This window comes from Heyndrickxia sp. NPDC080065 (assembly GCF_050281185.1).
GTDB lineage: Bacteria > Bacillota > Bacilli > Bacillales > Bacillaceae_C > Heyndrickxia.
In genome coordinates this window covers 236,024-249,726 of sequence record NZ_JBNNWS010000003.1, presented here as the reverse complement: position 1 = coordinate 249,726, position 13,703 = coordinate 236,024, and the positions used below count along the sequence as shown (strand labels likewise).

Annotated in this window: 13 protein-coding genes; 8 read left to right on the top strand and 5 right to left on the bottom strand. The window is 36.0% G+C overall.

Annotated elements, in window-relative coordinates; all coding sequences use genetic code 11:
- The first annotated feature begins 235 nt into the window (after window positions 1–235).
- From ACQKP0_RS04735 to pstA, 4 genes are all read left to right on the top strand, one after another.
- Window positions 236–2,008, top strand: coding sequence for a stalk domain-containing protein (locus tag ACQKP0_RS04735; RefSeq protein ID WP_427404664.1), 1,773 nt, complete (start codon window positions 236–238; stop codon window positions 2,006–2,008).
- A 14-nt stretch (window positions 2,009–2,022) separates the two neighbouring features.
- A complete protein-coding gene (locus ACQKP0_RS04730; RefSeq protein ID WP_427404663.1) occupies window positions 2,023–2,871 on the top strand; it encodes a phosphate ABC transporter substrate-binding protein in 849 nt (282 codons plus the stop codon).
- A gap of 75 nt (window positions 2,872–2,946) precedes the next feature.
- Window positions 2,947–3,870, top strand: a complete 924-nt coding sequence (pstC, locus tag ACQKP0_RS04725; protein ID WP_427404662.1) for a phosphate ABC transporter permease subunit PstC — start codon at window positions 2,947–2,949, stop codon at window positions 3,868–3,870.
- A gap of 3 nt (window positions 3,871–3,873) precedes the next feature.
- Window positions 3,874–4,746 carry a phosphate ABC transporter permease PstA gene (gene pstA / locus ACQKP0_RS04720; RefSeq protein WP_427404661.1) on the top strand — a complete coding sequence of 291 codons (873 nt, stop codon included), beginning with the start codon at window positions 3,874–3,876 and terminating at the stop codon, window positions 4,744–4,746.
- A 211-nt stretch (window positions 4,747–4,957) separates the two neighbouring features.
- On the opposite strand, the gene ACQKP0_RS04715 is transcribed toward pstA, so the two are convergent.
- The 4 genes from ACQKP0_RS04715 to ACQKP0_RS04700 form a co-directional block, all read right to left on the bottom strand.
- Window positions 4,958–5,503 carry a hypothetical protein gene (locus ACQKP0_RS04715; protein ID WP_427404660.1) on the bottom strand — a complete coding sequence of 182 codons (546 nt, stop codon included), beginning with the start codon at window positions 5,501–5,503 and terminating at the stop codon, window positions 4,958–4,960.
- 64 nt (window positions 5,504–5,567) lie between these two features.
- Window positions 5,568–6,173, bottom strand: a complete 606-nt coding sequence (locus ACQKP0_RS04710; RefSeq protein ID WP_427404659.1) for a response regulator transcription factor — start codon at window positions 6,171–6,173, stop codon at window positions 5,568–5,570.
- The gene (locus tag ACQKP0_RS04705; RefSeq protein WP_427404658.1) at window positions 6,170–7,291 is read right to left on the bottom strand and encodes a sensor histidine kinase; all 1,122 of its coding nucleotides are present in this window, start codon (window positions 7,289–7,291) and stop codon (window positions 6,170–6,172) included. Before ACQKP0_RS04705 ends, ACQKP0_RS04710 begins: the two co-directional genes overlap by 4 nt.
- 34 nt (window positions 7,292–7,325) lie before the next feature.
- The gene (locus tag ACQKP0_RS04700; protein ID WP_427404657.1) at window positions 7,326–8,474 is read right to left on the bottom strand and encodes a DUF418 domain-containing protein; all 1,149 of its coding nucleotides are present in this window, start codon (window positions 8,472–8,474) and stop codon (window positions 7,326–7,328) included.
- 431 nt (window positions 8,475–8,905) lie between these two features.
- Here ACQKP0_RS04700 and ACQKP0_RS04695 point away from each other — a divergent pair, with 431 nt between their 5' ends.
- Window positions 8,906–9,751 carry a class I SAM-dependent methyltransferase gene (locus ACQKP0_RS04695; protein ID WP_427404656.1) on the top strand — a complete coding sequence of 282 codons (846 nt, stop codon included), beginning with the start codon at window positions 8,906–8,908 and terminating at the stop codon, window positions 9,749–9,751.
- A gap of 167 nt (window positions 9,752–9,918) precedes the next feature.
- Here the strand turns inward: ACQKP0_RS04695 and ACQKP0_RS04690 are convergent, their stop codons facing one another.
- Window positions 9,919–11,064, bottom strand: coding sequence for an amidohydrolase (locus tag ACQKP0_RS04690; RefSeq protein WP_427404655.1), 1,146 nt, complete (start codon window positions 11,062–11,064; stop codon window positions 9,919–9,921).
- A 186-nt stretch (window positions 11,065–11,250) separates the two neighbouring features.
- Between ACQKP0_RS04690 and ACQKP0_RS04685 the strand changes: the two genes are divergently transcribed.
- From ACQKP0_RS04685 to ACQKP0_RS04675, 3 genes are all read left to right on the top strand, one after another.
- Window positions 11,251–11,697 carry an Lrp/AsnC family transcriptional regulator gene (locus ACQKP0_RS04685; protein WP_427404654.1) on the top strand — a complete coding sequence of 149 codons (447 nt, stop codon included), beginning with the start codon at window positions 11,251–11,253 and terminating at the stop codon, window positions 11,695–11,697.
- Window positions 11,698–11,797: 100 nt separating this feature from the next.
- A complete protein-coding gene (locus ACQKP0_RS04680) occupies window positions 11,798–12,643 on the top strand; it encodes a M55 family metallopeptidase (RefSeq protein ID WP_427404653.1) in 846 nt (281 codons plus the stop codon).
- 132 nt (window positions 12,644–12,775) lie between these two features.
- Complete coding sequence (locus ACQKP0_RS04675) at window positions 12,776–13,702, top strand: ABC transporter permease (protein WP_427404652.1); 927 nt, start codon at window positions 12,776–12,778, stop codon at window positions 13,700–13,702.
- Window position 13,703 lies beyond the last annotated feature (1 nt).

Sequence of the window (13,703 nt, the reverse complement as noted above, 5' to 3'; positions counted from 1 at the left end):
ATGACGGGATTCCTTCTTTATACCTAACACGAAATGGGACAAGGGACCTGTCCCTTTGTCCCGAATTTAAAAAACATTAATAATTATTTAATAATTTTTACAAAACCAAAAAAGTCCCTTAACAAAGATAGAATATACTTCAAGTGTGTAAGGAATTTTTACTATAAAGGAGGGGAGTTTTGGTAAAAAGTTGGTAGTCTGATACTAGCTCGTCATTTTGAGATGGAGGTTTAAAATGAAGCCGAGGATTTCTAGTTTAGTCATTACTGCTGCATTATTAACGGGAAGTGCAGTTTCCCCAGTGGCCATAAATGAAGTAAGCGCCAAAGTCCAACAGCAGAATGTACAAAAAGCAACTATCATTGTGAATGGTCAAGAAAAGGTCGTTTCAGTAATATCATCAAATAAGATTAAACTTTATTCAATCGACTATCTATCCAAGATTATGTCTGCTGCGGTGAAATACAATAACAAAACCAAAGCATATGAAGCAACCAAAAAAGTCGGAAATAAAACAATGAAGATTGAATATAAAGTGGGTTCTAACAATGCGGTAGTTAATGGAAAGAAGACGAAATTAAGTGCCCCGCCTAAGATGGTAGGAAAGACATTGTTTGTGGAAGCAGGGTCTTTCGTTAAATCATTAGGCGGAGATATATTAATAGATAAAAATCTATTAATAACAGCAAATAGTAAAATTAAATTAATGGAAAAAAGCTTAGTTATTGATGGTACTTCGAAGAAAGTAAAATCTTTATTCATTGACAACAAGCAGCGTTATTCCGTACAAGACATCGCAAAATTATTTTCTGCATCTACGAAAATAACAAATAAAGATGTACTTGTCAGCAAAAAGGGTAAAACGATCAAACTAAAATTATCACAAAATAATATAACGATAAATAATAAAGCTGTCAAGTTGAAACAAAATCCGATTTTAGTGAAAGGAACCGTATATGCTGATTTATCAGATTTAATTAAAGCATTCGATGGGGATCTTCTTACCCTTTCTAATGGATACTTTGTATCAACAGCAGGACTAGTTAGTGGAGACACATATAATCCACAATGGATTAACTCTTCTACGCTTTTAGTAACGAATGAATCGGAACAAACAGACAGTCAATCGCTTCTATTAAATACGACTTCTAAAAAAAGCGTATTTAAAATAGATGGCTACGATTTAGCTGTATCTCCTAATGGGAAGCAAGCGATTTATTCAGACGAAAGCGGGAAAGTATACTTAGTCGACTTATCTTCTAAGAAAGTAAAGGAAATTAATCATGACGATGATTCTGCCAAACAAGAATTTGTTTGGTCCAAAGATGGAAAGAGCGTTTATTTTATCCAAGGAGATAAAAGTGAAAAAATTTCCTCTATTTCGATTGCAGATGGAAAAATAATGAGCCTATTTGAAGATAAATTAACGTCGAAATCCAATCTACGTGTATCATCTGATGGGAAAAAACTTCTTTATTTAGTTGGTAAAGAAGGAACAACGAGCTTTACTGATGGAGAAGATCCTGATGTGGATCAAATCGATCTTACTGATACGGAAGAGCAATTCTACTTAATCGACTTAAACGCAGCTGAATTAGCGGCAAAACCAATCACGACTACAAAAGATAATAAAGTATTTCCGGATTTTTTATCAAATGGAGATATTGTGTATTTAAGTGCAGACCCCGATAGTGAGGAACTTCCAGTGTTAAAAATGATTAACGGGGATCGCACAGCAACATTAATCTCCAATAAAGAGATTATTCAATCACTGGTTACACCACAAGGAAAAATAATGACTTTAGCCGCTGAAAAAAATGGTGAGTCAATCATTTATGAAGTAAATCCGTCTACGAAAAAGCTAACAAAGGTTGCACAAACAAAATTGAAATTAACTTCGTTCGCTGTTTCAAATGATGGAAAATCCATTGCTGCCATTACTGATGGTAAAAATGGAGATGTTGTAGTGATTTATAAAAACGGAATATTTGAATCATTAACCAAATAAGGAGTGGGAAAATAATGAAATTATTCAAACGTATAGCAGTATCAACTTTGGCATTAGCCGTTGCAGTAGGTTTTTCATTAAACTCAGCTTCTGCTGCAAGTTCAAACAATGTGGTTGTAGCTGGTTCTACAGCTTTACTTCCTTTAACACAACAAGCAGCGAAAGAATTTAAAAGATCGAATCCTAAAGTTAAAATATCTGTTTCTGGTTCATCTTCAATTGCCGGGCCTCAATCAGTATTAAAAGGTTCTGCCACTATCGGTGCGGTTGACTGGGATGCTACAAAATCTGTTCCCGGTTTCAGTGCATTTAAAGGTTTAAAGGCGCACAAAATTGCGGTCATTCCTTTTGCTACAATTGTGAATAAATCAAATCCTGTTTCAAACTTAACAACAAAGCAATTACAAGACATTTTTTCTGGGAAAATCAAAAACTGGAAAGAAGTTGGCGGGAAAAATGCTGAGATTGTTGTTGTAAACCGTAAACATGGTTCAGGTACGCGTGTAAATTATCAAATGAAAGCTCTTAACAGCTCTAAATTTATGACAACAGGAAGCAATTATAAAGAAGTAGGTAAAAGCGGTGAAATGACTTCTGCAGTTGAATCAAACCCTAATGCAATTGGCTATGTTGATCTTGCGTATGTAAAGGGGAATATTAAAGCTGTTAAATACAATGGTGTAGAAGCTACTACAACAAATGTAATCAATGGAAAATATAAAGTATGGGCATACGGTTATTTAGTAACAAAAGGTAATCCAACAGGTGCTAATGCATCATTCATTAAGTATATTCAAAGCAGCAAGTTCCAAAATGGCTCTTTAAAGAAGTTGAAATTTATTCCAATTAGCAAGATGAAATAAGTTTCTAAGTTAGAAGGGGGCTGTCTGAAAAGTAAAGTATCAGACAGCCCCTAGTTTTAGTTATAGGAGGGTACTATGGGGAAATTAGAGAATGAAGTATTAAGTCCTCATCTATTTAGTAATCGAAATTTCAAATATATGACAAGATATTTTAATAATCGTTTGTTTAAGCTTTTTTGCTTATTAAGTGTTCTGTTTTTAGGACTTGTTCTTCTATCTATAATCATTTTTATTGGACGTACGGGACTATTGGTTTTTAAGGATGTCTCTTTTAAAGAATTCTTTTTTACAAAAACATGGGAGCCCTATGATAATAAATTTGGGATAGCCACTTTCATTTTAGGCACCCTCGAATTGACAGGACTAACTCTTTTATTAGCTGCTCCTATTTCTATAGGTATAGCTGTATTTACCGCTGAAATAGCACCGAACTGGCTGAAAAGGATCTTACGGCCAGTTCTAGATTTATTAGTCGGTATTCCTTCTATTGTTTACGGATATTTAGGATTAACCATTTTGATTCCAGTTATCAGAAAAATAACCGGTGCTCCTGTAGGTGATGGACTTTTAGCAGCTGCTATCGTATTAATCATCATGGTATTGCCGACCATTTCAAGTATTAGTGATGATGCCATTTCGTCTGTGCCACAGGAATTAAAGGAAGCGAGTTATGCACTTGGCGGTACAAGAATGCAAACCATATTTAAAGTTATCTTTCCTGCTGCAGCACCTGGAATTTTCACTGCAGTAATCTTAGGAATGGCACGAGCAATTGGTGAAACGATGGCCGTTGTAATGGTGATTGGGAATACCCCTCAGCTAGCCTCTAATTTATGGACACCAACTGCTGTTTTAACCAGTAATATCGTAAATCAAATTATCGATGTAGAATTCGACTCAACGTGGAATTATGCCTTGTACATGATGGCGTTTTTGTTGTTACTCATTTCCAACTTGTTGATTGTGATTATTAGAAAGCTTCGGACTAAAGGAGTATAAAGGATGGAAAGAAGTTCACCCAACTCACTATATAAAAAATATAAAAAAGTAAGTAATAGCCTGTTTACAATTGGCCTTTGGACGCTGACAATTTTGGTCTTAATCCTTATTTTTAGCTTGATCATTTATATTTTATCAAAGGGACTGCCTAAACTTTCTTTCAATTTTTTAATTGATTTACCTAGTGATATTGATGCTGGTGGGGGAGTTGGACCACTGCTGTTAAACTCCTTTTATGTATTACTAATCTCACTGGTAATTTCCCTCCCTATTGGAATGGGGTCTGGAATATATTTATCTGAATATGCACCTAATAATCGATTTACAGAATTTATTCGTACTTGCGTTGAAAGCTTAGCATCGGTCCCATCTATTGTAATTGGTCTATTCGGATATATGTTATTTGTTGATCTGTTTGATATTGGATTAACGATTTTAGGAGCCGGAGTAACACTTTCTTTTTTAAATTTACCAGTAATTACTCGGGTGACAGAAGAGTCGCTCCAGGCCGTTGGCAATGATGTAAGAAGTGCAGCTTATGCACTAGGAGCAACGAACTCCCAAACCATTTTAAAAGTGGTCGTGCCTGCCGCATTAAAAGGAATTTTAAGTGGCGTCAGTCTTGCTTCGTGCCGTGCATTTGGTGAATCTGCTCTTATTTTATTGGTCGGCGGTACAGGTTCTTCAGGAGACATGTGGGACTTTAACCTATTTTCACAAGGCGGAACATTACCTGTTCACCTTTGGTATATCCAATCAGAAGCACTCGTAGAAGACGCCCATGAAATTGCTCAAAAAACCTCGGCTTTATTAGTATTATTCACATTTATACTAAGCACAGTGATCCGACTTCCATTGTGGATAAAGAGAAAATAGGCGGTACTTGTCCCTCAGACGGGACAATGGGTCAGGTCCAGTGTCCCATTTTGAATCGAAACCTCATTTTTTTTTGTTCTGTAGGAACTCATCGAATTTTTGGGACAATGGACCCGACCCTCTGTCCCATCTATTAATTATTTTAAAGAGAAAGATTAGATTACTAGAATAGAAAAGACGGTGCAGACAATAAATTTGCACCGTCTTATTCTTAAGTAGATTCTCCCTTGTCCTTTCTCGGCCATATGGTATAACTGAAGCTCCATAAAAAATCAATACCGAGAACGAAGGTCCATTTATAAATAATATTTAATAACGAATTAGTTTTTGTAGTATCACCAACTAATAAGATCATGCCCCATAGAAATAAACATCCAATTATCCATGCGAGTAAATGCTTTACCCAATTCCTTCTTTCAAACTTGGCATGTTCCCTCCCGTATTTTGGCTTTTTTACAGGCTCATCTCCATCTGCAAACCTATAGGCGAAACGTTCATCCGCCCAACGAATCATACTATGCCCATATGCTACAGTTACACCGATATAAATTCCTGATAATCCATGAAAAAAGTTTGCTGCTGCACCATTTTTTAAATCTATAATTGTGGCCCCTACTAACACTAAATCTATCAAAGGAGTACATAAAAGGAACAATCCTCCAAGCGTTTTTAGCTTTAAAATATATCGGAAAAATAATCCTAATAGTACAAATACCCAAAAACTGATTTCACAAGCAATGATTAACCAGCCTATCATAATTGCACCTTCCTAAAAATTAATTTAGTAGAAAAATAATTCTACTCTAAGAATCTAAATGATGCTAAATCCATCCTTTTTCCCGGGCTTTATCTATAGCTTGTTGTCTCGTTTCCACTTCAAGCTTTTGAATCGCAGAAGATAAATAGTTCCGAATAGTCCCGTTTGTCAAAAATAATGTTTTGCCAATGTCTCGTGTTGTCCAACCTTCTTTTGCTAATTTTAATACTTCAGTTTCACGATCAGTCAATGGATTATTTTGTTTTAAAAAGAGGGTTGCAGCTAGATCTGAGCTGATGACATGCTCTCCATTCATTACTTTTCGAATGGCCTCAATTAGATAGTCGATCGGTTCATCTTTCAATAAATACCCTTCTACCTGTGCATCAATTGCTTTCTGTAAATATCCTGGACGTGCAAAAGTAGTAACAATGATAATTTTTGACTTGTCTCCCGCACTTTTAAGCCTTTTCGCTATTTCCAGTCCAGTGATATAGGGAATTTCGATATCTAATAAGCAAACATCTGGATTATATTTCTGAATAGCATCCCATGCTGCCTGCCCATCTGATACATCTGCGACGACTTCAATATCATCCTCCAGCTTTAATAATGAAGTTAATGCACCGCGAAGCATTTGCTGATCCTCTGCAATTACAACTCTTATCATTTAAACTTCTCCCTTTCATTGGCACTTAATGGAACTTTTAATAAAATGGTTACACCACTATTTAACGAGGAGGAAATATGAACATCCCCTTCAAGTAATTTAATTCGTTCTTTAATCGATTGGATACCGTTTCCTTTTCCCATAATGATATTCCCATTTCCGTTATCACTTATTTGCATGTAATATATATCTTTTTGAATATAAAGATGGATAGAGCAATAGCTTGCTTGACTGTGTTTTATAATATTTGTAATTGCTTCTCTTAATGATAGTGCCAACATTGTTTCAGCTATGTTCGATAAAGAAGGGATATTATCATTCATATTAATATCTAATTTGATTCCAGCTGTTTGTAAAAATGTACGGGTTTGTTCCAATTCCTTTTCAAGTGAAATAAATTTCATATCTGCCACAAGCTCTCTTACTTGTTTCAGTGCAAAGCGGGAAGTGTTTAAAATATCATTTAATTCCTGTTTCGCTTGTTTTGAATTTTTATCTATTAATTTCATGGTCAGCTCACTTTTAAGCTTAATCATTGTTAAGGTTTGACCTAAAGTATCATGCAGATCTCTTGCAATCCGATGTCTCTCCTCTTCCTGTATATATCGTTCTAGCTGCGCATTGGCTGAATCAAGCTTTCCTCGAAGATTCTTTGCTTCTCTCTTTGTATAAATAACTATAGGAATCAGGAGCTGAATAATGATAAAAGGAAATAAGATGAATTGACCAAAAGTAAAAAGGGTTCCATCATTTATCCAACTGAATAATGTGTATATTAATGCTATTCCAACCGTTCCTATACCAATGTATAATTTTCTTCTAGCCCTTCCTAAAAGATCAGCAAACATAAAACCATACAAAAGAATCCACTGATTTAAAGAGACACTAAGAATCATAAGAACAGTGTATCCCGTTAAACACGCAACTAGGAGGCGCCAATCTCGATTCCATAAACTTATATAAAAGGAGATTAGAAATAAAAAGATTAATATTAGCTTTTCAAAAACATTAAATTCCCCACTAGAATTTAGGATATGATAGATGAAAAAAACGATAGCAATTACATCAATTAGTAGATATTTTTCTACTTGGTCGTTCGGATAAATCTTTTTAAACAATTCATTTCACTCCTTTTTTGAAAGAGAGGGAATATTACGATTTGACATGAACGATACCCGAAGCAAATTTTCGAGCTGTTTCCATAGGTCCATTTTTAAACATGCGAAGCCATAATGAGGCGAAGGCAATTTGAACCATGCTTAGTACCACCCATATAAATACAATTGTAACAGAATCAACCTTGTTTCCTAGACCGATTCCCCAGCCATAAAAAATTATTGAAGAAAGGAGATTTTGCACGACATAACAGGTTAATGACATTCTGCCAACTAATTCAAGTTTATCCCAAAGCCAAAACCTTTCTGTATTTTCGACTATTTTTGCCAAAAAAGCTAAATAGCCTAATGATAATAAAGGAGCAAATAAGTATCGTATAGTTAAATCAAAAACACCACCTGGAATAAAGATGAGTAAATTCAGCGGAAGACCAATATATAAACCTATTTTTAATAATTTTGTTCGTTTTTCCTTTCCTTTTTCATCAGATGAAAATACACCTGCCCTCATAAGACGGACACCTAATAAGAAAAGAAATATGTTCATTGGAATGACAAATATGACTTCTATTCGAAGGGATAGAAAACTTTGTAAACGATAATGTACTTGTTCCAGCCAATTACCATCTTTATAAAGTGAAACTACATCTTTCATGTCCCCAAATAGGGTAACATTCGCTCCCGTAAGACTTAAATAAATGCTAATGCATAATATGAAAAGCATGATTCCTGCATGTAACCCGCCAATTATTTTCATTGCCCATGAAATCACTCGATCGCCACCTTTTACAATAAATGCAACAATAATGGCAGTTACTCCATAACTCATCAAAATGTCGTATTCCATGACGAGGCTAAAATGAATGAACCCTTCTATCATTAAAATAACTGAGGTCCATATATAAACTCCCGGCCAGGCATTGCCTTTTTTTATTGCTTGCTGATACTTTAATTCTAGACCTACACCAAACATAATAGTTAACAATCCAAGCAATTTTCCATTTACTAAAAACAATACAAATGTCCGAATAAGATCCTGAATAGATGCCCACCATGTGAAATGGTCAAATGTAAATATATATGACAAATCTCCTAAATGAGCAAATATCCAAATATTTGTCCCAAGTGTACCTAATACAGCAAAACCTCTCAATATATCAAGTAACGGAATCCTTTTGCTTGCCATAATATTTCATTCCTTTCCTTCCAAAGTAATCTCATTGTATATATAATAAGAAACACTGAGTATTCACATGTATAAGAAGTGTTGTATGACAAGTGTCATGAGGGCACTTGATCTGTTTCCGTTGGGACACGGGGTCAGGTCCAGTGTCCCATTTTGAACTGAAGATAGCACCTCATATATTTAAAAAAACTCTAAAGGAATTCACGAATAGCAATAATATCAGTGGGTAAAATTAGATGGTCGCTCACCATCTATTCTTCTTAGGTTAATTAAAACTAATCGGAGTACTTATTAAATGCCGATCAATATTTAAAGGTAGTATTCTTTCTTTTTCTTAGAAGCATGTGCATTATGTTGGGACAAAGGACCTGACACTCAGTCCCATTTTTGGTTTAGAATATTAATAGATTGATTTTAAGGGAGTGAAAAAAATGAATGAAACTAGATTAGAAGAGATTCTTCATTGTATGGCAACAGCTAGTTCAAATTTTGAGATACAAAAAGTGCAGACAGAGCATCGGTTAAAATTAGCTGAATGCTGGGGGATTTCAGAAGGAAGTAAAGTATTGGAGATAGGTTGTGGACAGGGAGATACTACAGCAGTGCTGGCCCACTTGGTTGGAAAGAAAGGGTTGGTACATGGGATTGATATTGCCTCACCTGACTATGGAAGTCCAATAACTTTAGGTGATTCTATCGACTATTTAAAGAAATCTTCTTTAGGAATGCAGATAAAAGTCGAATTTGAAAAGGATATACTATCACCTGATGTCAATTTCCCCGGAAATAAGTATGATTCTGTCGTTTTATCCCATAGTTCCTGGTATTTAAAATCTTTTGAAGAACTCCAAGGGATTCTTACAAAGTTAAAGAATTGGGGTAAAAAACTTTGCTTCGCAGAATGGGATACAAGAGTTACTTCTGCTGAACAATTGCCACATTTTTTATCAGTCCTTATTCAAGCTCAATACGAATGTTTTAAAAATAATAGCTTAGCAAATGTTCGCACATTATTTACACCAGATGATATAAAAAAAGCTGTGGAAAATGCAAGGTGGAATATGGTTTTGGAACGTTCTATTAATTCTCCCAATCTCCATGATGGAAAATGGGAGGTCGAACAAACATTAGCAAGCTATGAAGCTGAGCTAGAAACAGTGGAAAACATGCCAGTTAAACTACAAAAACTAATCCGATCTGAAATTACTTTATTACAATCCGCAATCGAGAAAAATACAATAAAACCGATGCCTACTTTTGTACTTATTGCTGAATAGTGGGACAAGGGTTCAGGTCCAACTTAAATTTGCGGTCAATGAATCACACTTTTATTTCCGTAAGAGCATACAACTACTTTTTCCGGTCAATGGATCGCTCTTTCATTGACCGGAAGAACGATCATTATCTTTTTTCGATTAGATCAAACTTACCTTTTACATTTAACTTACAAACCCTTCTCAAACACACACTCCCCATTAATAAATGTCTGTAAAACAGAGGAGCGTAAATCGAATGGATCCCCATTCCACACGACGAAGTCTGCATCTTTTCCGGGTTCAATGGAGCCGACTTGGTGATCCACGCCGAGATGCTTTGCAGCGTTAAGTGTAATTGCACTTAATGCTGCATCTTCGGTTAAGCCATTTTTCACTGCAAGTATAGCGCTCGTCATTAAATACTCAATCCCGACAACTGGGTGATCGGTCGTGATTGAAAATGGAACACCTGCTTTTTCTAGTGCAATTAATGTATGCCAACCTTTATCGGCAAGCTCAACTTTGGAACGTGAAGACATTGTTGGTCCAACCGAAACCCTTACATCATGCTGAGCGATGAATTCAGCAATATGGTGGCCTTCTGTACAATGCTCAATCGTAAGATCAAAGTCAAATTCACGCTTTAGTCTAAGCACAGTCACAATATCATCTGCTCTGTGAGCGTGGATCCGTAATGGAATTTCCTTTCTTAATACCTTTCCTATATTTTCGAGCTCTAAATTGCGCTCATTCCCTCCGGTTTCTATTTTTAATTGATAGTTCATTGCTTGAATCAATTTTTCTCTAAAGCGCGCGGCGATTCCCATTCTTGTTTCTGCCATCCGATTTTTTGGCCCATGAACACGTTTGGGATTTTCACCTGTTGCTGCTTTTAATCCAGAAGGTTCCCGAAGAATCATTTGATCGACGATATGCCCCTTCGTTTTTAAAACGACCATTTCACCACCGATAATATTCGCGCTTCCCGGCATAATTTGAACTGTAGTAACTCCAGCTTTACGTGCATCTGCGAAACCACCTTCTCGAGGATTGATCCCATCTAAAGCTCGAACCTGTGCAGTCACTTCACAGCTAGTTTCATTAACATCCTGTCCTTCATTCCCTAATCCTGCTTCATGAACACCCAAATGTGTATGAACATCAATTAACCCTGGAGTGACAATTTTCCCTTTCAAATCAATGACTTTTGCTCGCTTAGGAATGTGTATAGATGTTCCAACTTGCTCGAATTGGCCATCCTTAATTAAAAAATTTCCATTTTCGACAATGTTCCCATTGCCTAAATAGATTTTTGCATTTGTAAAAAAAATCATTGTAGAAACCTCCCGAATTTTTATAAAAATTGTTGATTTCTGAAAAATATAAATATATAATACCATTTATATTCCTGTTAATGATAATAAAAAGTAAAAAAAGTAATAAAAAATGGATTACAATTCTGGTTTGATGGCTGTTTTATAGTACTAAGGTATGACGAAGGTAAGATTGGGAGGAACTGCATGGTTTATGAAATTGATGATTTAGACCGTGGAATCATTAAAGCTTTATCCATTGATGGAAGAATGCCATTTAAAGAGATGGCCAATCGACTAAATGTAACTGAAAAAACGGTAAGACTGAGATACAAAAATCTAATAGAGAATGAAATATTGGACGTAGTTGGTGTAGTAAATCCAATTGCCGTAGGATTGAAGTTCGGAGCCATTATTCAAATAAATCTCCAATCAAATTCCATTGATAAGGTCATCGAATCATTAAAAAAAATAAAAGGTATACGCTATATTACTTTAACATCTGGAGAGTACCCTTTGCTTGTACAAATAGCTGTACCAAATCAAGAGGAAATTACGAGCACCATCTATTTGCTAAATCAAATTCCAGAGATTACTGGAATCAATACAATTGTTCAGCTAGAAGTTTATAAAAACTCGTTTGAATACCTTTAAGCTATAGGGGGCCCTTCGTCATACAAAATAATGAATGTTGTTTTCATCCCGCATCTGACTGTTTAGATAACCTAAAAAAATCAATAAAGGAGAGATACATATGAAAGTGTTTATTTCAGCAGATATTGAAGGAATATCAGGAGTTGCGACTAATCAGCAGCTAAAAACAAATGCAGAGTATCAGCGATTTAGAAAGTTGATGACATCGGAAGTGAATGCAGCAATTGAAGGCGCCTTTAAAGGCGGAGCGACTGAAGTGGTCGTTGCTGATGGACATGGAAATATGTCTAATATTTTAATTGAGGATCTGGATTCCAGGGCCAGACTAGTATCCGGAAGTAATCGGGTCATGTGCCAGTTAGAGGGCTTAGATGAGACATTCGAAGCTATTATGTTTGTTGGCCATCATGGCCGTGAAGGTGGTTCAGATGCAGTCATCAGTCATACATTGGCAGGTATTTGTGTGAACGAAATGAAAATTAATGGAAAAGTAGTTGGCGAAACAGAGATGAACGCCTTTGTCGCAGGAGGATTTGGTGTTCCGGCCGTTTTTATTAGCGGGGATGATGCTTATGTGAAAGAGGTAAAGGAAACTCTTCCAGAAGTGGAGGCTGTTGTTGTAAAAAGAGCGGTTGACCGTTTTGCAGCAGAATTGATACATCCAGAAGTAGCACATATGCAAATTCGTGAAAAAGCTGAAGAAGCTATTCAAAAAATTAGAACATTTAAACCACTTACATTAGAAGGTCCAGTTACATTCGAAATTGAATTTAAGGGCCCGCAGCAAGCGAAGATGACAACGACACTTCCAACAGTTGAGCAGATCAGTCCTAAACGGATCCGTTTTACATGTGATGATATTATTACCGCGTATAAACATATGTGGGGCTGTGTCATTATTGCGATAACCGCTACCAATGGTGTTCTCGGGAATGTGAATGCTTAAAAGTGCGGCATTCCTATAACTATATACTTTAATCTAGTCAAGCTTTTTGGCATTAATTTATTTATATATTGAAGCTTTAAAAGATTAAAAGAATTACATCAAGTTATTACAATGAATGGAGGTGTGAATGGGGTGTACATTTTAAAACGGTTTTTTACAATGTTTCTAACCATCTGGGTGATTGCTACATTAACCTTCGCGATTATGAAACTAATCCCGGGTGATCCATTTGCATCGGATGCAGATGTCTATCCTCAAGAAGTATTGGATAACATTCGAGCGAAATATAACCTAGATAAACCGATCCCTGTTCAATATGTACTGTATTTAAAAAGCTTGGTGACGTTTGATTTGGGGCCGTCTATTCAATCACAAACAAGGACAGTCAATGATATTATTGCTTCTGGATTTCCTGCTTCTGCAACATTAGGGCTCCAATCAATCGCGATCGCTCTAATCTTTGGACTTTTGTTAGGAATTATTGCCGCTTTAAACCATAATCGTTTTTTAGATTACACAGCAATGGTGATTGCTATCATTGGAATTTCTGTTCCGAGTTTTATCCTTGCACCGCTTTTAATTAAGTTTTTTGCGGTGAAATGGGGCGTATTGCCGGTTGCTTCTTGGGGAACATGGCAGCATACGATTTTACCATCCATTGCCCTTGCCACAACACCATTAGCTGTCGTTGCCCGCTTTATGCGTTCGAGCATGATCGACGTCATGAATCAAAATTATATTAAGACAGCAGATGCAAAAGGTTTAACAACTATAAAGTTAGTGGTCAACCATGGAATAAGGAATGCGATTTTACCGGTAGTCACGTTTATAGGACCACTATTTGTATCGTTAATTACCGGAACATTTGTAATAGAGAAAATTTTTGCCATCCCAGGTATTGGACGTTACTTCGTAGATAGTATCTTTAACCGTGACTACCCAGTGATTATGGGAACAACAGTATTTTTTAGTGTCATTCTCGTTGTGACATTGTTTTTAATTGATATTTCATACAGGCTAATTGATCCAAGAATTAAGCTGACAAGTAAGGGGGATTAAC

Excerpts from the sequence above, each read along its gene's own strand:
- ACQKP0_RS04735 (WP_427404664.1), top strand. The coding sequence starts at position 236 with ATGAAGCCGAGGATTTCTAGTTTAGTCATTACTGCTGCATTATTAACG.
- ACQKP0_RS04730 (WP_427404663.1), top strand. The coding sequence starts at position 2,023 with ATGAAATTATTCAAACGTATAGCAGTATCAACTTTGGCATTAGCCGTT.
- pstC (WP_427404662.1), top strand. The coding sequence starts at position 2,947 with ATGGGGAAATTAGAGAATGAAGTATTAAGTCCTCATCTATTTAGTAAT.
- pstA (WP_427404661.1), top strand. The coding sequence starts at position 3,874 with ATGGAAAGAAGTTCACCCAACTCACTATATAAAAAATATAAAAAAGTA.
- ACQKP0_RS04715 (WP_427404660.1), bottom strand. The coding sequence starts at position 5,503 with ATGATAGGCTGGTTAATCATTGCTTGTGAAATCAGTTTTTGGGTATTT.
- ACQKP0_RS04710 (WP_427404659.1), bottom strand. The coding sequence starts at position 6,173 with ATGATAAGAGTTGTAATTGCAGAGGATCAGCAAATGCTTCGCGGTGCA.
- ACQKP0_RS04700 (WP_427404657.1), bottom strand. The coding sequence starts at position 8,474 with ATGGCAAGCAAAAGGATTCCGTTACTTGATATATTGAGAGGTTTTGCT.
- ACQKP0_RS04695 (WP_427404656.1), top strand. The coding sequence starts at position 8,906 with ATGAATGAAACTAGATTAGAAGAGATTCTTCATTGTATGGCAACAGCT.
- ACQKP0_RS04690 (WP_427404655.1), bottom strand. The coding sequence starts at position 11,064 with ATGATTTTTTTTACAAATGCAAAAATCTATTTAGGCAATGGGAACATT.
- ACQKP0_RS04685 (WP_427404654.1), top strand. The coding sequence starts at position 11,251 with ATGGTTTATGAAATTGATGATTTAGACCGTGGAATCATTAAAGCTTTA.
- ACQKP0_RS04680 (WP_427404653.1), top strand. The coding sequence starts at position 11,798 with ATGAAAGTGTTTATTTCAGCAGATATTGAAGGAATATCAGGAGTTGCG.